This is a genomic window from Actinokineospora guangxiensis (genome assembly GCF_042657845.1).
GTDB lineage: Bacteria > Actinomycetota > Actinomycetes > Mycobacteriales > Pseudonocardiaceae > Actinokineospora > Actinokineospora guangxiensis.
In genome coordinates this window covers 34,510-58,383 of record NZ_JBHSKF010000001.1, presented here as the reverse complement: position 1 = coordinate 58,383, position 23,874 = coordinate 34,510, and the positions used below count along the sequence as shown (strand labels likewise).

Annotated in this window: 19 protein-coding genes; 8 read left to right on the top strand and 11 right to left on the bottom strand. The window is 74.1% G+C overall.

Annotation, left to right across the window (positions count from 1 at the left end; genetic code table 11):
* Positions 1-17: 17 nt before the first annotated feature.
* Positions 18-1,103, top strand: a complete 1,086-nt coding sequence (locus ACFPM7_RS00295) for an S-(hydroxymethyl)mycothiol dehydrogenase (RefSeq protein WP_378242455.1) — start codon at positions 18-20, stop codon at positions 1,101-1,103.
* A complete protein-coding gene (locus tag ACFPM7_RS00290; protein WP_378242453.1) occupies positions 1,103-1,723 on the top strand; it encodes an MBL fold metallo-hydrolase in 621 nt (206 codons plus the stop codon). Before ACFPM7_RS00295 ends, ACFPM7_RS00290 begins: the two co-directional genes overlap by 1 nt.
* Before the next feature lie 44 nt (positions 1,724-1,767).
* On the opposite strand, the gene ACFPM7_RS00285 is transcribed toward ACFPM7_RS00290, so the two are convergent.
* Both ACFPM7_RS00285 and ACFPM7_RS00280 read right to left on the bottom strand, forming a co-directional pair.
* The gene (locus tag ACFPM7_RS00285; protein ID WP_378242451.1) at positions 1,768-2,520 is read right to left on the bottom strand and encodes an SDR family NAD(P)-dependent oxidoreductase; all 753 of its coding nucleotides are present in this window, start codon (positions 2,518-2,520) and stop codon (positions 1,768-1,770) included.
* A gap of 79 nt (positions 2,521-2,599) precedes the next feature.
* Complete coding sequence (locus ACFPM7_RS00280) at positions 2,600-3,529, bottom strand: oxidoreductase (RefSeq protein WP_378242449.1); 930 nt, start codon at positions 3,527-3,529, stop codon at positions 2,600-2,602.
* Positions 3,530-3,611: 82 nt separating this feature from the next.
* On the opposite strand from ACFPM7_RS00280, the gene ACFPM7_RS00275 reads away from it, so the two are divergent.
* Together ACFPM7_RS00275 and ACFPM7_RS00270 are read left to right on the top strand one after the other, a co-directional pair.
* Entirely contained in the window at positions 3,612-4,568 is a 957-nt protein-coding gene (locus tag ACFPM7_RS00275; RefSeq protein ID WP_378243778.1) for an aldo/keto reductase, read from the top strand.
* 108 nt (positions 4,569-4,676) lie between these two features.
* Positions 4,677-6,431 (top strand): gamma-glutamyltransferase family protein, encoded by a 1,755-nt coding sequence (locus tag ACFPM7_RS00270; protein ID WP_378242447.1) that lies wholly within the window; start codon positions 4,677-4,679, stop codon positions 6,429-6,431.
* On the opposite strand, the gene ACFPM7_RS00265 is transcribed toward ACFPM7_RS00270, so the two are convergent.
* Together ACFPM7_RS00265 and ACFPM7_RS00260 are read right to left on the bottom strand one after the other, a co-directional pair.
* Positions 6,413-6,955, bottom strand: coding sequence for a DUF1697 domain-containing protein (locus tag ACFPM7_RS00265; RefSeq protein ID WP_378242444.1), 543 nt, complete (start codon positions 6,953-6,955; stop codon positions 6,413-6,415). The genes ACFPM7_RS00270 and ACFPM7_RS00265 overlap by 19 nt on opposite strands.
* Positions 6,952-8,673, bottom strand: a complete 1,722-nt coding sequence (locus tag ACFPM7_RS00260; protein ID WP_378242442.1) for an AMP-binding protein — start codon at positions 8,671-8,673, stop codon at positions 6,952-6,954. Before ACFPM7_RS00260 ends, ACFPM7_RS00265 begins: the two co-directional genes overlap by 4 nt.
* A 128-nt stretch (positions 8,674-8,801) precedes the next feature.
* On the opposite strand from ACFPM7_RS00260, the gene ACFPM7_RS00255 reads away from it, so the two are divergent.
* The 3 genes from ACFPM7_RS00255 to ACFPM7_RS00245 are packed head-to-tail and all read left to right on the top strand — an operon-like array spanning position 8,802 to position 13,173.
* Positions 8,802-10,091, top strand: a complete 1,290-nt coding sequence (locus ACFPM7_RS00255; protein WP_378242440.1) for an alginate O-acetyltransferase AlgX-related protein — start codon at positions 8,802-8,804, stop codon at positions 10,089-10,091.
* 11 nt (positions 10,092-10,102) lie between these two features.
* Positions 10,103-11,260: a glycosyltransferase family protein gene (locus ACFPM7_RS00250; RefSeq protein WP_378242438.1), complete on the top strand. Its 1,158-nt coding sequence runs from the start codon at positions 10,103-10,105 to the stop codon at positions 11,258-11,260.
* The gene (locus tag ACFPM7_RS00245) at positions 11,188-13,173 is read left to right on the top strand and encodes a glycosyltransferase (protein WP_378242436.1); all 1,986 of its coding nucleotides are present in this window, start codon (positions 11,188-11,190) and stop codon (positions 13,171-13,173) included. The genes ACFPM7_RS00250 and ACFPM7_RS00245 overlap by 73 nt, the downstream gene beginning before the upstream one ends.
* A gap of 6 nt (positions 13,174-13,179) precedes the next feature.
* Here ACFPM7_RS00245 and ACFPM7_RS00240 read toward each other — a convergent pair whose 3' ends face one another.
* From ACFPM7_RS00240 to ACFPM7_RS00210, 7 genes are all read right to left on the bottom strand, one after another.
* Positions 13,180-16,671 (bottom strand): glycosyltransferase, encoded by a 3,492-nt coding sequence (locus ACFPM7_RS00240; protein ID WP_378242434.1) that lies wholly within the window; start codon positions 16,669-16,671, stop codon positions 13,180-13,182.
* On the bottom strand, positions 16,668-17,828 hold the full coding sequence (locus ACFPM7_RS00235; RefSeq protein WP_378242432.1) for an SHOCT domain-containing protein: 1,161 nt from the start codon (positions 17,826-17,828) through the stop codon (positions 16,668-16,670). The genes ACFPM7_RS00240 and ACFPM7_RS00235 overlap by 4 nt, the downstream gene beginning before the upstream one ends.
* 74 nt (positions 17,829-17,902) lie before the next feature.
* The gene (locus tag ACFPM7_RS00230) at positions 17,903-18,784 is read right to left on the bottom strand and encodes a hypothetical protein (protein WP_378242430.1); all 882 of its coding nucleotides are present in this window, start codon (positions 18,782-18,784) and stop codon (positions 17,903-17,905) included.
* Positions 18,781-19,782: a lysylphosphatidylglycerol synthase domain-containing protein gene (locus ACFPM7_RS00225; protein WP_378242427.1), complete on the bottom strand. Its 1,002-nt coding sequence runs from the start codon at positions 19,780-19,782 to the stop codon at positions 18,781-18,783. The genes ACFPM7_RS00230 and ACFPM7_RS00225 overlap by 4 nt, the downstream gene beginning before the upstream one ends.
* The gene (locus ACFPM7_RS00220; RefSeq protein ID WP_378242425.1) at positions 19,775-20,476 is read right to left on the bottom strand and encodes a class I SAM-dependent methyltransferase; all 702 of its coding nucleotides are present in this window, start codon (positions 20,474-20,476) and stop codon (positions 19,775-19,777) included. Before ACFPM7_RS00220 ends, ACFPM7_RS00225 begins: the two co-directional genes overlap by 8 nt.
* Positions 20,473-21,438, bottom strand: coding sequence for a glycosyltransferase family 2 protein (locus ACFPM7_RS00215; protein WP_378242423.1), 966 nt, complete (start codon positions 21,436-21,438; stop codon positions 20,473-20,475). The genes ACFPM7_RS00220 and ACFPM7_RS00215 overlap by 4 nt, the downstream gene beginning before the upstream one ends.
* Positions 21,435-23,102, bottom strand: coding sequence for a hypothetical protein (locus ACFPM7_RS00210; RefSeq protein ID WP_378242421.1), 1,668 nt, complete (start codon positions 23,100-23,102; stop codon positions 21,435-21,437). Before ACFPM7_RS00210 ends, ACFPM7_RS00215 begins: the two co-directional genes overlap by 4 nt.
* 108 nt (positions 23,103-23,210) lie before the next feature.
* On the opposite strand from ACFPM7_RS00210, the gene msrA reads away from it, so the two are divergent.
* Positions 23,211-23,870 carry a peptide-methionine (S)-S-oxide reductase MsrA gene (msrA, locus tag ACFPM7_RS00205; protein ID WP_378242419.1) on the top strand — a complete coding sequence of 220 codons (660 nt, stop codon included), beginning with the start codon at positions 23,211-23,213 and terminating at the stop codon, positions 23,868-23,870.
* Positions 23,871-23,874 lie beyond the last annotated feature (4 nt).

The following is a 23,874-nucleotide window of genomic DNA, read 5'->3' as shown; positions in this document are numbered from 1 at the left end:
GGCGTCGAGGAGGACGGATGGCTCAGCGGGTACAGGGCGTCGTGGCGAAGGCCAAGGGGCAGCCGGTTTCGGTGGAGACCATCGTGGTCCCCGACCCGGGACCGGGCGAGGCGGTCGTGCGGGTCCAGTCCTGCGGGGTGTGCCACACCGACCTGCACTACCGCGAGGGCGGGATCAACGACGAGTTCCCGTTCCTGCTCGGCCACGAGGCCGCGGGCGTGGTGGAGTCCGTCGGCGAGGGCGTCACCGACGTCGCGCCCGGTGACTTCGTGATCCTGAACTGGCGCGCGGTCTGCGGCCACTGCCGGGCCTGCCTCAAGGGCAAGCCCTGGTACTGCTTCAGCACCCACAACGCCGCCCAGCCCATGACGCTGGAGGACGGCACCCCGCTCTCGCCCGCGCTGGGCATCGGCGCGTTCGCCGAGAAGACCCTCGTGCACGCGGGCCAGTGCACCAAGGTCGACCCGGAGGCCTCGCCCGCCGCGGTCGGCCTGCTCGGCTGCGGGGTGATGGCGGGCATCGGCGCGGCCGTCAACACCGGCGGTGTGACCCGCGGCGACACCGTCGCGGTGATCGGCTGCGGCGGTGTCGGCGACGCGGCCATCGCGGGCGCGCGCCTGGCGGGCGCCACCACCGTCATCGGCGTCGACCTCGACGACCGCAAGCTGGAGTGGGCGAGGAAGCTCGGCGCGACCCACACCGTCAACGCGGGCGCGGGCGACCCGGTCGCGGCCATCCAGGAGCTGACCGGCGGCTTCGGCGCGGACGTCGTCATCGACGCCGTCGGCAGGCCGGAGACCTGGAAGCAGGCCTTCTACGCCCGCGACCTCGCGGGCACCGTGGTCCTGGTCGGCGTGCCGACCCCGGACATGCGGATCGAGATGCCGCTGATCGACCTGTTCTCCCGCGGCGGCTCGCTCAAGTCCAGCTGGTACGGCGACTGCCTGCCCAGCCGCGACTTCCCGTACCTGGTCGACCTCTACCGCCAGGGCAGGCTCGACCTGGACGCCTTCGTCACCGAGACCATCCCGCTCGACGGCGTGGAGGCCTCCTTCGAGCGCATGCACCACGGCGACGTCCTGCGCTCGGTGGTGGTCTTCTGATGCGCGTCGACCACATCGTCACCTCGGGCACCTTCAGCCTCGACGGCGGCACCTGGGACGTCGACAACAACGTCTGGATCGTCGGCGACGACCGCGAGGTCATCGTCATCGACCCCGCCCACGACGCCGACGAGATCCTCGCCGCCGTCGCCGACCGCGAGATCAAGGCCATCCTCTGCACCCACGCCCACGACGACCACATCAGCGCGGCGGAGGCCCTCGCCACCGCCACTGACGCCCGCGTCCACCTGCACCCGGCCGACGAGCCGCTGTGGCGCATGGTCTACCCGGAAGCCGACTACGACCCGCTGCACGACGGCCAGACCTTCGAGGTCGCCGGCGGCGAGCTGCTCGTCGTCCACACCCCGGGCCACGCCCCCGGAGCGGTCTGCTTCCACGCCCCCGAACTGGGCGTCCTCTTCAGCGGCGACACCCTGTTCCAGGGCGGCCCCGGCGCGACCGGCCGCTCCTACAGCGACTTCGACACCATCGTGGACTCCATCACCGACCGGCTGCTGTCGCTGCCGCCGGAGACGATCGTGCACACCGGCCACGGCGACTCCACCTCCATCGGCGCGGAGTCCCCGCACCGCCAGGAGTGGATCGACCGCGGCCACTGAGCGGGCTGGGGACTGGGCCACCGGCCCAGTCCCCGCCGCCGGTGCTAGCGCGGCGCCATCCGCAGGGCGCCGTCCAGGCGGATGACCTCGCCGTTGAGGTAGTCCTGGTCGATGACCGACAGGGCCAGCTTGGCGTACTCCTGCGGCAGGCCCAGCCGCTTCGGGAACGGGATGCCCGAGGCCAGGGCGGCGCGGAACTCCTCGCTGACGGTGGCCAGCATCGGGGTGTCGATGATGCCCGGGGCGATGGTCACCACCCGGATGCCCGAGGTCGACAGGTCGCGCGCGGCGGGCAGGGTGAGGCCGACGACGCCGCCCTTGGACGCGGCGTAGGCGGCCTGGCCGATCTGGCCGTCGAAGGCGGCGATCGAGGCGGTGTTGATGATGACGCCGCGCGCGCCGTGGTCCAGCTCGTCGGTCTGGGCGATCGCCGCGGCGGCCGTGGTGAGGACGTTGAAGGTGCCGACCAGGTTGACCTGCACGACCTTGCTGAACAGCCCCAGGTCGTGCGGGCCCTTCTTGGACAGGATGCGCGCCGACGGGCCGATGCCCGCGCAGTTGACCGCCACGCGCAGCGGGGCCGGGCCCGAAGCCGCCTGGGCGACGGCGGCCTCCACGGAGGCGGGGTCGGTCACGTCGGCGCCGATGTAGGTGACGCCGTCCACCTCGGGGCCGGTCGCCGAGGGCAGGTCGAGGGCGTACACCGTCGCGCCGCGCCCGGCGAGGGCCGCGGCGGTGGCCGCGCCGAGGCCGGAGGCGCCGCCGGTGACGATGGCCGCGATACCGTCGATCTGCATGGTCGTCCTTTCGCCCGGATCAGTCGGGCGCCAGGTTAACGCTCGTTCAGCCCGCGGGCCGCGACGGTGTGACGCACCCCTACCGGGGCAGGTCGTAGACCACGCCGCTGAGTTCCTCGCTGACGTCCCACAGCCGGCGCGCCGTGCCCCGGTCGCGGGCGGCCTCCAGCGGCTCGACCAGCGCGGGGTGGCCCTTCTGCTCGCGCCTGCCGTTGGGGCCGATGAACTGCCCGCCGTCGACCTCGGGGTGGGTGGCGGCGTAGAGCTGGGGGAGGGCGCCCATCTCGGCGTCCTGGGCGAGCAGGCGGTTGCCGAGCCGGAGACCGAGCTTCTGCACGCCGGTCGGCCCGGCGGACTGCAGGTTGGTGGCGGCGTAGCCGGGGTGGGCGAGCACGCTGGCCACCGCGACGCCGTTGGATCTCAGCCTGCGGTGCAGCTCCAAGGCGAAGACGACGTTGGCCAGCTTCGACTGGGCGTAGTAGCCGCGGCGGCTGTACTTGTGCTCGCCCTGCAGGTCGTCGAAGTGCAGGAAGCCCTGCTTGTGCAGGAACGAGCTGACGGTGACCACGCGCGCGTCGCGGCCGTCGGCGAGGACCGGCAGCAGCAGGCCGGTCAGCGCGAAGTGGGCCAGGTGGTTGACCGCGAACTGCAGCTCGAAGCCCTGGGCGCTCTCCAGGCGCGGCGTCCACATCACCCCCGCGTTGTTGACGAGCACGTCGAGGCGCTCGACGCCCGCGGCGAAGGAGCGCACCGAGTCGAGGTCGGCCAGGTCGAGGTGGCGGGCCTCGACGTGGGCGTCGGCGTCCTCGGCCTTGATCCGCTCGACGGCCTCGGCGCCCTTCGCCAGGTCGCGCACGGCCAGCACGACGTGGCCGCCCTTGCGGGCCAGGGCCAGCGACGTCTGGTAGCCGAGGCCGCTGTTCGCCCCGGTGACCACGAACGAACGGCCGATCAGACTGGGCATGTCGGCCGCGGTCCAACCGGCGGAATCACCCGGGGGCGTCGTCATGGGCTCAGCCTCTCACCCCGGGCGCTCCCACACCGGACATCTGGATCACAACCTGCCGCGCGCTTACTGTCGCGGTGTGGAGATGCGGCACCTCGGCGAGTCCGGCCTCGTGGTCAGCGCCGTCGGCCTGGGCTGCAACAACCTGGGCAGGCCGGGCACCGCGGCCGAGTCGCTGGCGGGCGCGCGGGCGCTGGTCCGCGGCGCCCTTGAGGCGGGGATCACCCTCTTCGACGTCGCCGACGTCTACGGCGCCCCGCGCGGGCGCAGCGAGGAGCTGCTGGGCCAGGCGCTCTCCGGCCGCCGCGACCACGCCGTCATCGCCACCAAGTTCGGCGTCGACATGCAGGGCGGCAACGGCCCGGACTTCGGCGCCCGCGGCTCCCGCGGCTACGTGCGTCGCGCCGTGGAGTCCTCGCTGCGCAGGCTGAACACCGACTGGATCGACCTCTACCAGCTGCACCGCCCCGACCCGCGCACCCCGCTGGCGGAGACCCTCACCGCCCTGGACGACCTGGTCCGCGACGGCCTCGTCCGCTACGCCGGGGTGTGCAACCTGGCGGGCTGGCAGCTGGCCGACGCCGCGTGGACCGCCCGGGACGCCCGGGTCCGGGCCCCGGTGTCGGCCCAGAACCACTACTCGCTGCTGGAGCGCGAGGCCGAGCGCGAGGTGCTGCCCGCCTGCGCCCGCTTCGGGGTGAGCCTGCTGCCGTACTTCCCGCTGGCCAACGGCCTGCTCACCGGCAAGTACGCGCGCGGGGCCGCCCCGCCCGACGGCAGCAGGCTCGCAGGCCGCCAGCGGATGCTCCTCGACGCCCCGTGGGACCGGGTCGAGCGGCTGCGCGCCTTCGCCGCCGAGCGCGGGGTCGCCATGACCTCGGTCGCCATCGGCTGGCTGGCCGCCCAGCCCGGGGTCGGCTCGGTCATCGCCGGGGCGACCACCGCGGAGCAGGCCGGGACCAACGCCGCCGCGGCGCGCTGGCGCCCCACCCCCGGTGACCTGGCCGCTCTCGACGAGATCTGCCCGCCGGGCAGGCGCTGAGCGGGCCCGCCAGGTTGTCCACAGGGCTTATCCACAGTGTGCACAAGTGTTCGATATGGGAAGAACTGACTCTTTAGCAACGGTAACTAGTTGGGGTAGCTTGGCCGGATGTTCACGACGAGGCCTGAGCTGGCGGGCACGTACGGCATGGTCGCCTCCACGCACTGGATCGCCTCGGCCGCGGGGATGGCGGTGCTGGAGGACGGCGGCAACGCCTTCGACGCCGCAGTGGCCGCCGGCTTCGTCCTGCAGGTGGTCGAGCCGCACCTCAACGGGCCGGGCGGGGAGGTGCCCGCGATCTTCGCGACCGCGGGCGACCCGGAGCCCAGGGTGCTGTGCGGGCAGGGCGTCGCCCCGGCCGCGGCCACCCCCGAGCGCTACGCCGACCTCGGGCTCTCGCTCGTGCCCGGCAGTGGGCTGCTCGCCGCGACCGTCCCCGGCGCCTGGGACGCCTGGCTGACGCTGCTGCGCGATCACGGCACCAAGGAGCTGAGCGAGGTCCTGGCCCACGCCATCGGCTACGCCCGCGACGGGTTCCCGCTGCTGGAGCGGGTGACGGCGGTCGTGGACACCGTCCGCGACCTGTTCACCGAGCACTGGCCGACCTCGGCGCGGCAGTGGCTGCCCGCCGTCGGCGAGCGCTTCGCCAACCCGGTGCTCGCGGGCACCTGGGAGCGGCTGCTGACCGAGGCCGTCGGCCCCACCCGCGAGGCGCGCATCGACGCCGCCCGCCGGGCCTGGTCCAGCGGCTTCGTCGCCGAGGCCGTGGACAAGTTCTGCCGCACCGCCTTCCGCGACGACTCCGGCCGCGACCACGCGGGCCTGCTCACCGGCGAGGACATGGCCTCCTGGGAGGCCTCCTACGAGGACGCCGTCTCCGCCGACTTCGGCAGCTGGACGCTGGCCAAGTGCGGGCCGTGGACGCAGGGTCCGGTGCTGCTGCAGCAGCTGCTGATCCTCGAAGGCCTCCCGGTGTCCTACGTGGACGGCGTGCCCACCGCCGACACCGTGCACCACGCGCTGGAGGCCACCAAGCTGGCCTTCGCCGACCGCGAGGCCTGGTACGGCGACGACCGGGACGTGCCGCTGGAGGCGCTGCTCTCCCGCTCCTACGCCGCCGAGCGCCGCGCCCTCATCGGCGACACCGCGTCGATGGAGCTGCGCCCCGGCAGCCCGGACGGGCGCGCCCCCCGCCTGCCGGAGTTCCTGGTCTCCGGCTCGGCCCCGGTCCCCACCAGCGGCGCCATCGGCGAGCCGACCGTGCGCCCCGACGGCACCACGCGCGGTGACACCGTGCACGTCGACGTGGTCGACCGCTGGGGCAACATCGTCTCGGCGACCCCGTCCGGCGGCTGGCTGCAGTCCTCGCCGGCGATCCCCGAGCTGGGCTTCTGCCTCGGCACCCGGGCGCAGATGTTCTGGCTGGAGCAGGGCCTGCCCAACTCCCTGGCCCCGGGCAGGCGTCCGCGCATCACCCTCACCCCGAGCCTGGCCCTGCGCGACGGCGTGCCCTCGCTCGCCTTCGGCACCCCCGGCGGCGACGGGCAGGACCAGTGGCAGCTGTGCTTCTGGCTCGCCCACGTCGAGGCGGGCCTCAACCTGCAGGCCGCCATCGACGCGCCCGCCTGGCACAGCAACGCCGTGCCGAGCAGCTTCTACCCGCGCGACCACGTCCCCGGCGAGGCGCACGTGGAGTCCCGGCTGGGCGCGCAGACGCTGGCCGCCCTCGCCGCGCGCGGGCACAAGCTGGTCGACCTCGGCCCGTGGACGCTGGGCAGGCTCTCGGCGGTCTCGCGGCACAACGGCCTGCTGCGCGCGGCGGCCAACCCGCGCGGCATGCAGGGCTACGCGGTCGGCCGCTGAGCGAGCAGGCCGAGCAGCCTGGTCGTGGTGTTCCAGTTGCGCGCGGTGCCCAGGATCTTCCACTTGCGGTCCAGCAGCGGGAGCAGCGCGGGCGCCGTGGAGATGCCGTCGGGACACCACTGGTAGATCGCGTGGTCGCCGACGCGGACGCGGTCGGGGTCGAGCGCGACCGGGTCGTGCTCGGCGAGCTGGGCGGGGGTGGGGTTGGACTCCAGGAAGTAGACCTGCATGCGCGAGCCGTTGTCGGCGACGTCGCGGAACGGGTGGCCGTCGACGACCGCGCGCAGCTGCGCCTCGGTGCGCACGAGGCAGCGGGTCCGCAGGCCGACCCCGGCGGCCAGCGCGGCCTCGATCACGGCGGGCTCGGGCGCGCGTTCGGCCTCGAAGACGGCGTTGCCCGAGCGCAGGACGGTCGTCACACCGGTGTAGCCGAGTCCGGTGAGGACGGTCTTCAGGTCGGGCATGGACAGCGCCGTGCCGCCGCCGAGGTTGACCCCGCGGAGCAGGAGGACGTAACCGGTCACGTCCGGATTGTGCCCGCGGCGACCTCGGCCGGGTAGTCGGCGTAGTACGGGACGTACCCGCCGTCCTTCAGCACGTGCACGGCCCCGCTCCCGGAACCGTCCACTTCGTACCCCTCGGCGCGCAGGTCCACCTTGCGGGACTTGAAGGTGGAGGTCTGCTCCACGGCGTCGATCACCCGCACGAACAGCGGCACGGCGTACCCGGGCAGCCTGCCGCGCAGGTGCTCGGCCATCCCCGTCCCGTCGAAGTCCGCGCCCTCGCGCAGCTTGACCGCGGCCATCCCCGCCTTCCCGTCGGCCCCCGGCACGGCGACCCCGTAGACCACCGACTGGTCGACGTCGGCGTGCTCGTCCACGGCGGCCTCGACCTCGGTCGTGGCCACGTTCTCGCCCTTCCAGCGGAAGGTGTCGCCGAGCCGGTCGACGAACGCGACGTGCTTGAACCCCTGCGCGCGCACCAGGTCGCCGGTGTCGAACCAGCAGTCGCCGTCGGCGAAGGCGTCGCGGACCAGCTTCTTCTCGGTCGCCTCGGCGTCGGTGTAGCCGTCGAAGGGGGCGCGGTCGGTGACCTTGGTCAGCAGCAGGCCCACCTCGCCGGTCTTCACCTTGCGCAGCCTGCCGCCGACCCGGCGGGCGGAGTCGCCGTCGTACTCCACGACGGCGTGCGGCAGCGGGCAGGCGCCCGCGGTGCGCGGGACGTTGAGCGCGTTGACGAAGGCCAGGTTGCACTCGCTGGCCCCGTAGAACTCCGCGACCCGCTTGATGCCGAACCGGGAGGTGAAGTCGTCCCACAGCTCCGGGCGCAGCCCGTTGCCGACGACCACGCGCACGTCGTGGTCGCGCTCGGCGGCGCGCTCGGGCTGGTTGAGCAGGTAGCGGCACAGCTCGCCGATGTAGCAGAAGGCGGTGGCCCCGGTGCGGATCACCTCGTCCCAGAACCGCGACGCCGAGAACGAGCGTCCCAGCGCGAACGTCGCCCCGGCCGCGAGCACCGACGACAGCGACACCGTGAGCGCGTTGTTGTGATATAGCGGCAGACAGCAGTAGAGCGCGTCGCCGCCGCGCAGCCGCACCCCCAGCTTGCCGAGCCCGGCCATGCTCTTGAGCCACCGGAAGTGCGACATCGCACTGGCCTTCGGCAGCCCGGTCGTCCCCGACGTGAAGATCAGGAACGCGGTGGTCCCCGCGGTGATCGCGGCGGTCCGCTCGGGGTTCGCCGCGCTCGTCCCCTCCTCGGCGAGGGTGTCGATGTCGAGCGCGTCGGGCAGCAGCTCGCGGTGCTCACCCCCGGCCACCAGCACCACGGCGTCGAGCAGGCGAACACTGTGGTCGAGCACCTCGCCGCGCTGGTTGTGGTTGATCATCCCGGCGGCGGCCCCCAGCTTCACCACCGCCAGCGCCACCAGCAGCGTGTTCGGCGCGTTCGGCGCCATCACCCCGACCACCGAGCCGGGCCCCACCCCCCGCGCCGCCAGCGCCGAGGCCATCCGGTTGACCGTCGCGTTGGCGGCGCCGTAGGTGATCGCGGTGTCCTCGAACCGCAGGAAGTCGCGCCCGGGATGGCGGGCTGCGGCCTCCTGGAACACCAGCCCGACCGACTTGGCCGTCGTCGGCTTCACCGACACCAGCCCGACCAGCCCACCCAGCATCATCGGCCCGTCCGCCACCAGCGACGGCACGGCCCGCAGGACGTCCGCCACCCGCACCCTTGCGTCCATGCCACCCGACACTACTCGACAGTAGGTTCAGGCGACAGCGGTCGCACGCACCCGGCCCGCGACGCCCAAGGTGGATCCCCGCGGGCTGAAGCGCCGGGGCGCGCGGGAGGGCCGGCTATCCTGGCCGGGTGCCAGGGGACCAGCAGACCGAGCTGCCAGCGGTGCACGAGGCGTGGCTGCCGCGGGAGCACTCCCTCTACCGGCCGCGCTACTCCAAGCGCCAGCGGTCGGGCCTCATCTGCGCCGCGGTCTTCTTCCTCACCCCCGTCCTGCTGCTCGTGCTCGGGGTCCGGCCCGCCTCGTTCGAGAACCGGGAGCTGGCGGCGTTCCCCAGCGTCGGTGACGGGTGGGGGCTGTTCACGGACCTGCCCGCGTGGGCATCGGACCACCTGCCGCTGCGCGATGTCGCGGTCGGCGCGGTCGACGACGTCAGCCGGGGGGTCTTCGGCGAGGCGCCGGAGCTCGGCCGCGGGCACGGCACCGCGCCCGTCGGGCCGATCGCGGGCCCCCGGTTCCCCGACCCGGACGACCCCGCGGCGCGTAACTCGTCCTACCCGGACGTGATCCAGGGGCGCGACGACTGGCTCTATCTGGGGGAGGACATGCGGGGCGCCTGCCTGCCCTCCCTGCAGCGGGAAGAGGTGATCGCCCGGCTCCAGCGGCTGCGGGCCGCGGTGGAGAAGTCCGGGCGGACCTTCCTCTTCGTGGTGGCCCCCAACAAGTCCACGATGGTGCCGCAGTTCCTGCCGGAGACCTACGTCGGTTCGGACTGCGCCAAGAGCGTCTCCGAGGTCTTCTGGCGCGACACCGTGCCCAAGACCGGCGGCGTGGACCTGCGCGAGTCGCTGCGCGCGGTGGCCGACGACGACGTGCTCTACACCAAGGTGGACAGCCACTGGACCCCCGGCGGAGCCCTGGTGATGGTCCGGGCGATCGCCGAGGGAATCCAGCCGGGGGTGACCGGTTCCTGGCGGGTCGGCTCCGGAGACCTGCTGACGGCCAAGGGCGACATCCCCCTGCTGATCGGGCGGGAGGAGACCGCGACGGTGCGCCACTACGACCTGCTCCCGGACGGCAGGACGGTGCGCAGCAGGCCGGTGAACAAGCAGTTCCTCGAACCCCTGCCGCTGACCCAGGCGCCCGGCGACGGGGTCGTCGGCAACCGGGTGGCCATGGTCGCGGACTCGTTCTCCCTCTCCGCCACCCCGTACCTCGCCGGCGCCTTCGCCGATGTCACCGTCGTGCACGCCGACTCGGTCGGCAGACGGGCCGTGGACCTGGCGCGGTTCTTCGCCGACCGCGACGTCGTGGTCGTCCAAGCCGTCGAGCGGTCCCTGGTGAGCGGGCGCAACGGCCTGCTGGAGGACGGGGTCGTCGAGGAGGTCGAGCGGGTGCTCGCCGCCGATCCCATCCGGTGAATAATCCGGCTGTGGGAACAAACGTCGATGTGTGGGCAGAGTCCGACCAGCCCGGTCTCGGCGGCCAGGTGCTGGCCCGGGTCGCCGTCGCCGGGATCGCGAAGGCGGGCGCGCGACCCCGCGTTCTGGCCTCGGGCCCCGGTCTCGACGCGGCCTTGCCCACCGTCGTCGGTGTCGCGGGTGCCCCGGTAGTCACGGTGGTCACGGGGGCGCATCCGCTGGAGTCTCCCGTCCCGGTTCCGGGCGGCGCGGTCGCATGGTCCGGGGTCAGTGTCGGCCCGCGTCCGTCCCCGGAGTGCCTGCGCCAGGCGCGCGATGCCGTCCTGGTGGCCGTTCGGGACGAGGAGTCCGCCGCCCGGCTGCGCGCCCACGGCGTCGAGCGCGACATCGCCGTCGTCCCGCACCCGGCGCTCGCCGCCCGGCTGCTCCTCGACCCGGCCGAGGTCGAGGAGCGGGTGCGGCAGCTGAGGATGCTGGGCTACCTGCCCGAGAAGGGCGACTACCTGCTCACCGCGGGCGTCGCCGCCGAGGCGCTGCCCGCGGAGATCACCGAGCCGGTGCTGCGCCTGGACGACGACCTGCTGGTGGAGGACCGCCTCGCCGCGATCGCCGCGGCGAGCGCCGTCATCGCCTGCGACGACGACACCTGCGCTGTGGCGATCTCGTTCGGCGTGCCCGCCGTGCTGTACTCCCCGGCCGGGCACCGTGGCACCGAGGCGGCGCGAACCGCCACCACCCCGGCCGAGCTGGTCGCCGCGGTCCACGACCGGACGCCGCCACCGCGAGCGGAGGCCGCCCAGGAGCGGCTGGCCGCGCACCACGCCGCCATCGCCGACCTGGTGGCCGAGCGCGAGGGCGAGGTGGGCCGGGCCGAGCTGCTCGCCGAGAACGCCGCCCTGCGCACCGCGCACGCCCGCCTCCGCGAGCGCCAGCTGGTCGAGCGGGCCAGGCTCGCCGAGCCGATGGCCGACCTGCTCGCCGAGCGGGTGCGGCTGCTCGCGGAGATCGAGCTGCTGCGGGCGGAGGGCGTCGCGCACCGCGAGCGCGCGGAGCGGGCCGAGGGGCTGGCCGAGGCCAGGGCCGTGGAACTCGACGCGTGGCAGCGGACCAAGCTGGTCCGCTGGAGCAGGCCGCTGCGCTCGGCCTACGGCCGGACGGCGGGCAGGTGAGCCCGCGCGTCACCGTCATCCTGGTGTCCTACGGCGGCGCCGAGCTCGTCGTGCGCTGCCTCGACCTGCTGGCCCAGCACACCCCGCAGGCCTACGACGTGATCGTCGTGGACAGCGCCTCGCCCGACGGCACGGGGGAGTGGCTGCAGGCCAACCTCACCGGGGCGAGCGTGCTGCGGATGAGCGAGAACCTCGGGTTCGGGGCCGGGTGCAACCTCGGTCTCCGGCACGCGAGTACGGAACTGGTGTGCTTCCTCAACGCCGACGTGGAGGTCTCGCCGGGCTGGCTGGAGCCCCTGCTCGCCTTCCTCGACGCCCACCCCGAGGTGGGCGCGGTCGCTCCGGTGATGCTCAACCCGGACGGCACCGTGCAGGAGGCGGGCAGCGTCATCGGCGGCGACGGCTGGTGCCGCGCGTACACCGCCGACGAGGCGGAGCTGTACCCGAGGGCCGTCGACTACGCCTCGGCCGCGTGCCTGGTCGCCAGGAAGCAGGCCGTGGTCGAGGCGGGCGGCTTCTGCACCGAGTACGAGATCGCCTACTTCGAGGACGTCGACCTCGCCATGGCCATGGCCGCGCGCGGCAGGCCGACCTGGCTGGTGCCCGCCTCCCGGGTCGTGCACCAGCGCCACGGCAGCAGTTCCTCGGCCCGTGCCGAGGAACTGATGCGGCTCAACCACGGCACCTTCGTGCGGCGCTGGGAGGCGGAGTTGGCGGCGCGGCCCGCCGTCGTCGGCGTCGACGAGCACCCGCACCGGATGACGTGGCTGCGCGACCACGCCGCGCCCTACCGGGTGCTGCTCATCGATGACCGCGTGCCGCAGGCCGACCGGGGCCGGGGCGACCCGAGGACGATGGCGGTGCTCGACGCCTGGCGCTCGGTCGACCCGCGCGCGTCGGTGACCTTCTACGCCGTGACCCCCGACCGCGCGCAGGAGTGCGCGCCGCTGCTGCGGGCACGGGGGTACGAGGTCGTCACCGATGTCGCCGACCCCGTCCGCTGGTCGCGGGAGCGTGCCGGCCTCTACGACGTGATCGTCGCCTTCCGACCGCACAACTTCACCACTGTGGGGTTGTCCATCGCCTCGGCGCAGCCGCAGGCGGTGCGCGTCTACGACTCCGAGGCGCTGTTCCACCGGCGGCCGGAGCAGCATTTCCACAGCGCCGAGGACCTCGACGTCCGGCGGCGGTACGCGATCGAGGCCCACCGCCTGCGCGAGGAGGAGGTCGCGGCGTTCACCTGGGCGGACGTGGCCGTGTGCGTCAGCGAGGAGGAGGCGGGCTGGGCGCGGCGGGTTGCTCCCGGCACCAGCGTCCACGTCGCCTGCTACCCGGCGTCGGTCCCCGACGCCGTGCCCGGCCGCGAGGGGCGCGCCGGGATCGCCTTCTTCGGCGGGTTCGACAACACGCCCGGCACCCCGAACGAGTTCGCCGTGCTCGAACTCGCCGACGAGGTCTTCCCGGCGCTCGCCGAGCGGCACCCCGGCTTGCGGATGCGGGTCGTCGGGGCCGACCCGTCGCCCGCCGTGCTCGCCCTCGCGGCCCGGGGCGTGGACGTGGTCGGCAAGGTCCCCGATCCGCAGCCGGTCCTCGCCTCGTGCCTGCTGCACATCGTCCCGATGCGCTACGGCGCCGGGGTGAAGATCAAGTTCGTCGACTCGATGGCCGCCGGGCTGCCGTTCGTGACCACCCCGGTCGGCGGCGAGGGCCTGCACCTGGGATGGACCGCGCGGCACCTGATCGGCAGCTCGCCTGCCGAGCTGGTCGAGCTGAGCGACCGGTTGATCGGCGACTCGCCGCTGTGGACCGACATCCAGCTCGCGCTGCTGGACATCTGCCGCACCCGGTTCTCCGCGACCGCCTTCGCCGAGGAGATGCGCGGCGTCATCGCCGACTGCGGCGTGCTCACCTGAGAGCGGTCAGGGAGTCGCCGTCCGCGCGCCGAGCGCGAGCCGCGACCGCCTGAGCAGGCGCTTGCGCACCGCGGCGGCGACCAGGCGGTGCTCGGCGCCCGCGGTCTCGTCGGCCCGTCGCAGGCGGACCCCCGCAGCCGCCACCAGCAGCGGCAGCAGCTCGTGGTCGGCGCGGGCGAGCAGGCGCAGCGCCCGCCGGGTGCGCGCGTCGGCGGGGTCGCAGCGCGCCGAGAGCACCGCGGCGAACTGCGCGATCCGCGCCAGCTCGTACTCGGCCACCGCTTCGAGCTCGGCGGCCTTCACCCCGCCCGACGGAGCGCTCCCCGTCGCCGCCCAGCGCAGCATGCCCAGGGCGCCGGGCAGGTCGGCGTCCAAGCGGTCGTCGCGGCGCCCGGTGACGTTCGCCCCGTGCTGGCGGTAGGAGTAGAGGGGCCTCGGCACGAACCTGACCGACCCGTGGGCCAAGGCCACCGACCCCACCCACTGGTCGTGGAAGGCGGACGGGCTCCCCGGCGGGAACGGCAGCACCGTGTCGCGCACCAGCGACGCGCGGACCAGCATCGAGGCGCCGGTCATGGTGTTGAGCATCAGCAGCGAGTCCAGGTGCGACCACTGGTTGGTCCGCCCGCCCCAGAACGACGACCCGATGACCGATCCCTCGTCATCGATGAGCCGCATGTCCGAGTAGGCGAGGGCGACGTCGGGGTCGTCCAGCTCCTTGGCGAGGGTCGAGAGCTTGTCCGGGTCCCACACATCGTCCTGGTCGCACAGCGCGATGGCGTCGGCGTCGGCGGGCGCGCACATCAGCGCGCGCTCGAAGTTGCGGTAGAAGCCGACGTTGTCGGTGTTCGCGACCACCGTGAAGCGGTCGTCCCCGGCCACGATCTCGCGGATCTCCTCGACGAACGCCTCCCCTGAGGCGTCGTCGCAGATCACGCAGTGCCAGTTCGGGTGGTCCTGATTCCGGATCGACTGGATCTGCGCGCTCAGGAAGTCCCGGTCCGGGCGGTAGGCCGCCAGGCAGACGGCGATCCTCGTCCCGGTCCCGGGCCAGTCGGCGGCCGTCTCCGCGGCCTCGAACCGGGGGACCGCGCGTAGCGCGCCAAGTTCCCGGCGCAGCACCGTGCCGTCGACCAGCCGGACCAGCAGGACCACCGGAAGATCCACCGCGGTGTCCACAGCGGGCAACAGCACCCGGAAGACCACGCCCGCGCCGCGGGGCGCGCGCACGCCCGCCGCCGCGAGCGCGGCGGCGACGTCCGGGCGGTCGTGCCCGCGGTCGCCGGTGACGCGGTGCGCGCCCACGGCGATGTCGACCTCGCGCACCGGGACCGCGTCGTGCGCGACCCACCCGCGGAACTCGACCGCCTGACCGCTCCCGACCGCGACCGGCCCCACGGGGACGGGCAGGTCGAACCGCAGCCCCGCGTCGCGCTCGGCCGCGGCCCGGTAGTCCCGGCGCACCAGTGCCGGGACCGCCCACGGAGCCGTGCGGGACACCCGGCGCAGCACGCCGTCGGGTTCCTCGCCCGGGTGGGCCATGGCGAGGTCGCGGACTCCCCTGGCCAGCCGGGCCGCGGGCCACAGGACCCTGGCCGCGGTGCGCACGACCCTGGACCCCGCCAGCGTGGCCAGCTCGGCCTCGGTCCTGGCCAGCCTGTCGTCCAGATCGGCGGCGGAGCGCGCCGCGTCGACCGCGGCGGCCTCGGCCACCCCGGCCGAGCGCCACGCCGTCGCGGCCTCGGCGGCGGTCCTGGCCACCTCGGCGAAGGCGCGGCCCAGCCGGTCGTCCTTGACGGCGAGTTCGGCTCGGGTCATCGCCAGTTCGTGCTCCAGCAGCGCGCCGCGGTCGGCGTCGCGCCGGGCGACTTCCTCGGCGGCGTCGCGCTCATCGGTGAGGTCGCGCTCCCGGTCGGCGAACCAGGCTGTGGCCTCGGCGAGGTCCCGGGCCAGCCGGGCGCGCTGCGCCCGGTCGGCCATCAGCTCGGCGAGCCCGCCCACCACGTCGGCGGCCGACTCCCCGGGAACGGCCGCCGCGGTGCGGGCGATGTCCTCGGCGATGGCTTCGGCGGGCGCCCCGGAGACCGCTTCCTGGAACGCCGCCTCGGCGGCGACGAGTTCGGTCCACCGGGATCGCGCGGCACCGCCGAGGCCCACCAGTCCGGCGAGCCGCGCGGTGACCTCGGCGGGCGAGGCCCCGAACCACGGTGTGGGCAGCTTGTCCGCGACCACTTCCCGGGAGAACTCCAGCAGCGCGCGCAGCAGGGCGAGATCGCGGTCGACGCCGCCACCCGCCGCCCATTCCAGATCGATGCGCCGCAGCCCGGCGGGCGTGCTGATCAGGTTGCCGGGGTGCACGTCGAGGTGGTCGGCGGGGAGCACGGGAACGCCGGGCACCCCCGGGAGGTAGGGGTGGCGGACGTCGTCGGGACCCAGCGCGCGGGCGTCCTGCTCGCACACCCCGCGCCAGGCCCGGAGCAAGGCGGTCACGTCGTCGAGGTCACCGCGGGCCAGCGCGTCGATGAGGCAGGTGTCGAGCGGCTTGCCCGGCACCAGCGGGTCCTCGTCCACGCGGTTCTGCCGCAGCCACGGGTGCTCGTGCTCGGCTCCGCGGTCTCCCAGCGCCCTGAGCACGAGGTCGTCGCCGAGGACCCGGTTGCGGCGCCACTGCGGCAGCCTGCCGCGGGTCAGCAGCCACGCGAGGCCGGGGTAGGTCGCGGTCGCGACCGCCGAGGGACGTCGGGCGGCCAGCACCAGCAGCGCGGGCGCGGTCGCGCGCGCACCGCCGTCGGCGAGGAGCGCGCGGTGCGCGGCCCGGCCCGGCACCGGCACGTCGGCCAGGCCGAACATGCCCGCGAACGGATGGCGGACCAGCTTGTCCACCAGCTCGTCGGCGTCCTCTCGGCCGTAGGCCGCCTCGTCCACGACCACCCTGGGGACGGTCCAGTCGGGGTAGGGGTGGAGGAACCGCTGGACCACCAGCCCGGCGGCGGCCAGTTCGGCGCTCAGCTCCGAGCGGGTCCACCGGGCGGGCGCACCGCCCAGGAGGCGGTGGAAGCCGGTGCGGTTGGTCGCGGCCCACACCAGCAGCCCGTCATCGCCCACCGCCGCCGCGGCGGCGGCGACGGACACCGCCTCGCCCGTGACGACCACGAGATCCGCGGGCCGATCGGCGTCAGCGGGGGTGCTGGTGATCCGCACCGACGGCAGGTCGCCGCACCGCTGGCGGGCCGCGTCGGCCAGCTCGGGGTCGACCTCGACCCCGAGCACGGACACGCCCGCTTCCCCCAGCACGCGGGTGATCGCGCCGCTGCCGCAGCCGAACTCGACCGCCGTGGTCCCCGCGCGCAGGCGGACCGGGGCGAGCACTCCCGACCGTGCCGCGGAGAAGTGCAGCGCGCCGTCCCAGCCGGTGGCCAGCCGGGAGAGTTCAGCCGACTCGGCGGTCACGTCCGCCGCGGCCCGCAACAAGCGGGCCGCTTCCCGCCCGCCGGTCATTTCAGCGGCGGGAACTTCTCGGTCTGCGCGGCGAGGAGCTCGAAGAACGCCTTCTCCGACCCTTCAGCGTCCAGGCCGAACGCCTCGACGCGGACCATGTACCCGCCGTCGGCGACGTAGTGGGCGCGGAAGACCGTCGGATTCTTCTTATCGGCGGCGGCCAGCTTGCGGATCACCACGTCGGGGTAGTCCGTCGAGTCGACCTCTTCGTACTTGGCCTGCTCGTAGAGGGCGTCCATGGCCACCAGCGCGGCGCTCGCGTCCTTGCCGTCGCCAACCTTGAACGCCCACAGCCCCCGGCGCATGCCGTTCTCCTCGGTGACCAGGCCACCGATCTCCACGACGCCGTTGGCCTGCATGAGCTTCGACTCGCGCTCGGTGGGCAGCTTGCGCTGCAGCGCCTGGTCGATCGTCATGGTGCGGTTGAGCGCCTCGCGGCCGACGATCTCGATGAACGGCCCGCTGGGGACGTTCGGCGGCGGCAGGACCGGCTCCTGCTTCGACGTGGTGGTCGGCGGGGGCGTCCCGGGGTCGGCGCTGTCGTCGCCGCTGAACCCGAAGAACCACACGGCGCCGCCCGCCAGTGCCAGGACCAGCACGACGGCCACGGCGATGAGCGCGACCTTGCCCTTGCCCTTGTCCGGCTCGGCGAAGATCTCCGGGCCCTGGCGCGGCCACCCGCTGTTGCCGAACCCGGCGGGCAGGTCGTCGCTGCCCCACGGGGTGGAGGGCGCGCCGCCGGTGGTCGGGTGCACCGACTCCCACGGCGGCGGGGACGCGGCGTAGTTCGGCGGCGGTGGGGGCGCGACGTGGGAGGTGGAGACGATCTGGGTGCGGTCCGAGGACGCGTCGTGCCCGCTGACGACCTGCGTGCGGTCGGAGTGCTGCTCCGGCCTGACGGCTTGCGTGCGGTCGGCCTGGCCACCGGGCGGCGGGCCGCCCGCGTGCTGGCCCGGCGGGGGGCCGGTGATGGGCTGCACGTACTGCGTCCGCTCGGCCTCGGGCGGCTGCTGCTGTTGCGGCGGCGGTTGTGCCGGGCCGCTCTGCCCCGCGGCCTTGCTCAGCAGGGCGTCGCGGCGCGACCGGTACTCGTCGGCCGAGAGCTGACCGGCGGCCAGCGCCGAGTCGAGCTGCTGCAGCTCGTCCTGCCAAGACATCGAAGTCCTCCCACCCACATCACTACGAGGTCATTGTGCCCAAGCGTCCGCGCGCACCGGCCGGCGGTCCGCCGTCACCGGGGCGGGGCCGCGCCGACGACGACGCCCGCCACGTCGCCGAGACGTGCCAGCAGGTCGTCCCGGTCGCCGCGCGGAACCTGCAGGACCAGCGCCTGGACGGTGCCGGTCGCGGTGGCGTAGGTCAGCCGGGCTTGCGCCGCCCGCTCGTTGCCGAGTTCGGCGGCGCGCACGCCATCAGGCAGGCCGGGCACCTCGGCCTCGGTGAACCCCAGCGCGCTCTGCGCGGCGACGAGCTTGTCGGTCTGCCCGGCCGGGTCCGCGCTCGGGTAGGCGAAGACGAGGTACTGGTAGGGCTTGTCCGCAGAACCCACGTAGGTGATCTCGGCGACGCCGACCTCGCCCAGGAGCGCGGTCTCGGCAGCGGTGATCAGGTTCTCCTCGCGCGCCTCCGCCAGGCTCATCGTGCCCGACCGAGCGTCCGCTTCGCCGGGGAGCCGCAGCTCGGTGAGCGCGGGCGGGGCGGGCGGAGCGGCCTGCGGAGGGGGCGCGCCGGGCTCGCCCGGCGCGCTGAGCATCCACACCCAGATCCCCGCCGCGACGAGGGCCAGCACCGCGAGCACGGCCACCGGCGCCAGCCAGGGCTTGCGCAGGGTCGACGGCGCGGTCGAGAAGATGGCGCTCGCCTCGCTCGGGGTCACCAGCGGCGGCGCGGTGGCGGGGCCGGTGATGGCGGGGCCCGCCAGGGGGGACGCGGCGAGCGGCGGGGCGGCGGCGGGAACCGGGGCGGGGTGGCGCGGGCCGTGGTGCTGCAACTGGGACTGGGAGGACGCCTCGGCCAAGATCTCGTCCCGCCTGCTGCGGTGCTGCGCGGAGGTGATCTCGCCCGCGGTCAGCGCGCGGTCGAGGCGCTGGATCTGGTCGAGCCAGTCGGTCATCGTCGGTGCTCCCGCTCCGGATCGGTGCCTGCCGGATCTGTGCCATCCGGATACGAAGCGTGCGCATCGTACCCAGAACCGACCACCCCCGGTGGGGGCTTCATCCGCTGGATGGTGAACAACCCGTATCGAATCGCCAGGCAGAGGTCACCCGCCGTGTGACAGGCCCTGAGCACCAACGCGACCGAGGCGGCCTCGGCCAGCCCGATCAGCGGCGTGAGGACGAGCGCCACCGCCGCCTCCCGCGCGCCCAGGCCCGCGGGCGCGAACACGACCACCAGGCCGACCAGCCACCCGAGCGCGAACACCCCGGCGCCGACCGCCGCGATCCTGCCCGCCGATCCGTCGAATGAGGACGCGAGCAGCCAGACCGACCCGCCGTAGAGGACCCACGCGAGCGCCATCCACCCGACAGGTGCGCCGAGGTGCGCCCAGCGCAGCTCCGGGACGTCGCGACCCGACCGGCTCGCCGTGCGCGCGGCGAACCGGATCGCCCGGGGGTGGAGCAGGACCAGCGCGGCCGGGGCCGCCAGGCCCAGCCACCAGTACCGGTCGGCCAAGCCCGGTTGGGTGATCAGCAGCGTCGCCGCCGCGACCACCGAGGTCACCGCGTGCACGGCGAGGAACATCGCGCCGGAGACCAGCGCCCTGCTCGCGGGCACCCCCGCCGACGCCGCCAACCTGACCTGCGCGAGGAAGGGCCAGATGGCGCCGGGAAGGTACTTGCCGACCTGCGCGGGGAAGAAGATCCGCCGGGCGGCCGGCCCGGTCACCGGCGAGCCGAGCGCGGCCAGGCAGCTCCGCCAGACCTCGGCCGTGGCCAGCAGGCCCGCGACCGCGAGGGCGAGCGCGCCGCCGATCCGCCACCACGACATCGCGCCGACGGCGTCCCCGATCCGAGCCCACTCACCGCGCAGCGCCCACACCGCGGTGGCGCAGGCCGCGGCGACGAAGACCGCCGCGGCCAGCTGCGCCACCCGGCGCGGGCGATCAGCCACGGCTGATGAGGCCGGTGGTGGTGGGGTAGGGCAGCGCCGGGGTCGCGCCGCGCAGGTGGCGCACCCGCAGACCGGGCGCCTCGACCGCGGGCCGGTAGCGGGCCCGGCGGACGTTGTCGAACACGATCAGCCCGTCGTCGGCCAGGTGCTCCAGCGCGCGGCGGAAGCTGTCGACCCTGGCCCGGCCGTCCACGACGATGAGGTCGAAGCGGCCGCCGACGGCCTCGATCGCGTCGACGTAGTCGTCGAAGGCGAGGTCCTCGTGGCCCGCGCGCCCCGAGCGGGCCCGGCTGCCGGGGCCCGCCGGGGTGGGCGCGACGACCCGCAGCTCGACGTTCGGCAGGTCGGCGACCATGGCGGCCACGTGCCTGCCGAACTCGGCGTCGTGCTCCACGCTGTGCACCCGCGCGGCGCGCTTGGCCAGCCAGACCGTGGACGCGCCCGCGCCGTACTCGAACACCCGGGCATCGGCGCGCCGGGCCAGGAACCGCTCGACCTCCCGCATGGCCGGGTAGCTCCACCAGGCGAGGTCCTGCGCGACCAGGTCATCGACGTCGTGGATGGAGAAGAGCGTCCGCACGTGGCGCAGGACGGGGGAGGCGCTGTTCCCGAGCCGGGCCAGCAGGCCGCTCCGCTCGGCGATGCCCCGGGTGCCCCGCACCGCGCGCACGTAGGCCGTCCGCAGCCCGCTCACCGCTCCAGCTCCCGCGTCGGATGGACCGCGCGGTCGGCGATCAGGTCGGTGATCTCGTGGCGGTTGGCGGTCCGGTGCAGCACGATCTCCGCGATCAGCCCGAGGGAGACCATCTGCACCCCGAGGATCACCAGCAGGACCCCGAGGTTGAGCAGCGGGCGGGTGCCGATCGGGTCGCTGGTGAAGATCCACACGCAGGCGAGGTAGGCCAGGATCAGGAAGCCCACCCCGCCGAAGAGCAGGCCAAGGCCGCCGAACAGGTGCGCGGGGCGCCTGCCGTACCTGGTGATAGTCATGACCGTCATCAGGTCGATCGCACCGCGCACGTACCGCTCGAAGCCGTACTTGGACACGCCGTGCTCGCGCGGGCGGTGGTTGACCGCGCGCTCGACCACCTTGTAGCCGTGCTGGTGCGCCAGAGCCGGGATGTAGCGGTGGAGTTCCCCGTAGAGCGGCAGCTTGCGGTAGACCTCGGCGCGGGCCGCCTTGAGCCCGCAGTTGTGGTCGTTGAGCTTCAGCCCGGTGATCACGCCGGTCGCCTTGTTGAACAGCTTGGACGGCAACCGCTTCGACAGCGGGTCCTTGCGGTCGGCCTTGTACCCGCTGACCAGGTCGGCGCCATCGGCGAGGTCGGCCAGCAGCCGGGGCACCTCGGCGGGGTCGTCCTGCAGGTCGGCGTCCATCGTCACGATGATGTCGCCGCGGGCCTCGGTGACCGCGCCCGCGAGCGCCGCGGCCTTGCCGAAGTTGCGGCGCAGCCGCAGCGCCCGCACGTGGGGGTGCTCGGCGGCCAGTCCCGTCATCACCGCCCAGCTCCGGTCGGTGCTGCCGTCGTCGACGAAGACGACCTCGTAGTCCCGGTCGGTGATGGCCTTGGCGAGCTGGTCCACGAGTTCGGCCAGCGTGGCCTCCTCGTCCTTCACGGGGACCAGCACGCTGATCTCCACCGGCTTGTCGGTCACGTTCCCCCCTCGGGATCGGCTGCGGGCAGCTCGGTGGTCAACACGCGGCCGTCGAGCAGGACGACGACCAGCCGGGCTCCGGGACCGCCGCGGCCGACGACGACGAACCCGGTGTCCTGTCCCGCCCACCGGTACTCGGTCGCCACGTCCGACCTCGGTTGGGACACCAGCCCGCCACCGGTCACGGTCCCGTCGGCGGACACCAGGATGGCGCACCGCGCGCCGAGGCCCGCGCCCGACACCCAGCCCCGCACGAGCAGCGCGCCGTCCCGCGGCTCCACGGAGTCCAGGTAGCCGACCACCGCGGGCGGGGCGTCCGGGCCCGGCGGGGCGCCGAGCGGGGCGGCGGTCGAGAGGTCCACCCGGGACCCCAGCTCCGGGCCCGCGCACCCGAGGCTGAAGTCCGCGGAGAAGGGGAAGTGGCCCATCGCGGCCAGCCGCGGGTTGAGCCTGTCGGAGTCCGGCAGCCGGTAGTCGAGGTCCTCGGCGATGCCCGCGCGCATGGCGATGGCCTGGACCTGGGCCTCGCGGATGTTGGAGCGCACGGAGATCGCCTCGGGCGAGCCGAGGGCGAACCCGAGCACCCCCACGCCCACGGCCAGCACCGCGGCCTTCGCGGCCTCGCGCCGGGCGAGCAGGGCGGCCGCGATCACCAGCAGCGGCAGGCACGACAGCGTCGCCAGCGAGGTGTAGCGGCCGGTCAGGCCCTGGTTGGCGCCGTAGTCGAGGCGGGCGAGCGCGATCATCCCGCAGCACATCAGTCCGTGGCAGGCGAGCACCCACCAGAAGAGCAGGTCGGACCGGCGGGCGTCCGCGACGGTGAGCAGCAGCGCCAGCGCGGCGACGACCGCGACACCCGCGGCGGCGGCGAGGCCCGCGTCCTTGGCGGTCCACAGGTGGCCGACGACGGTGAAGAACCGGAAGACCAGGGTGCCGAAGTCGTCGGTGCCCGCCGTGCCCGCCTCGACCGCCGGGCGCAGTGCGGTCCATGTCGCCAGGACCCCGGCGAGCGCGCCGATCGGCAGCACCCGCCGCCACACCGGCTCCCCCCTGACGACGGCGATCACGGCGATGCCGACCCACACCGGGAAGCCGGTCCCGTAGCTCAGGCAGGCCAGCAGCGCCGCCGCCCAGGCGGGCCACCAGCGCCCGCGCACCGCGAGCAGGAGCGCGGCGACGGAGAACAGGTTGGCCATCAGCCAGGCCGCGCCGCTCATCGCCATCGCGAAGTTGTGCAGGCCGTGCGGGCTGAACACCAGCAGCGACGCCGCCGCGACCAGGCCCGCCCGCACGATCGGGGGGATCGATCTCGGCAGCGCCGCGCGCAGGAGCAGCACGGTGAGCGCGGCGATGAGGACCACCGCGAGACCGAGGGTGCGGTTGTCGCCGTCGAAGATCCTGGCGTTGATCCAGTAGAGGACCGACGGCAGCATCAGCGGGTGCTCGTTCTGCAGCGTCAGCAGGCCGTCGGGCTCGAAGCCCCCGCTCGGGGTGGTGATGCGCAGCAGCACGTCCCAGTAGTCGAGGAGGGGGAGCTTGGGCGCGCGCAGGACGTCGACGACCATGACGACCAGCGGCACCAGCGCCACCGCTTCCACCAGGCGGGGGATGGCCCTGGCCGCGAGCTGGGCGCGGCCGGTCCGGTCCGCGGTCGGTGCGGACATGGTCGTGGTCACAGCTTTCCCCCGAGAGCGCCGGTCCTTCGGGTGGGCAGTGTAGGCGGCCTGTTCCGGGCCCCGCGCTCAGCACGATCGGCACGTAGGATGGGACCCATGTTGTTCGGCCGCCGTCAGGACCGCGTCATTGATCCCGCCCGAGCACTGCCTGGCAGGTCCACGCCGATCCCCGGCGTCCCCGCCACGCACGCCGTGAACGGGCGCCGCATCCAGCCGCCGTTCCCCGACGGGCTGGCCACCGCCGTGTTCGGCATGGGGTGCTTCTGGGGTGCCGAGCGCATCTTCTGGAAGCTGCCGGGGGTGTTCTCCACCGCTGTCGGCTACGCGGGCGGGCACACCCCCAACCCGACGTACGAGGAAACGTGCTCCGGGCAGACCGGTCACACCGAGGCGGTGCTGGTCGTCTTCGACCCGGCTGCGGTGTCCTACGCCGAGCTGCTCAAGGTGTTCTGGGAGTCGCACGACCCCACCCAGGGCATGCGGCAGGGCAACGACGTCGGCACCCAGTACCGGTCGGCCGTCTACTTCACCGACCCCTCCCAGCGCGCCGTCGCCGAGGAGAGCCGAGCCGCCTACCAGCGCGCTCTGGGCGCGGACGGATACGGCGAGATCACCACGGAGTTCGCCGAAGCCGGGCCCTTCTACTACGCCGAGGACTATCACCAGCAGTACCTGCACAAGGTTCCGCACGGCTATTGCGGCATCGGCGGCACCGGTGTGAGCTGCCCGGTCGGCCTGGGTGTGGGCGAGGACTGAGGCG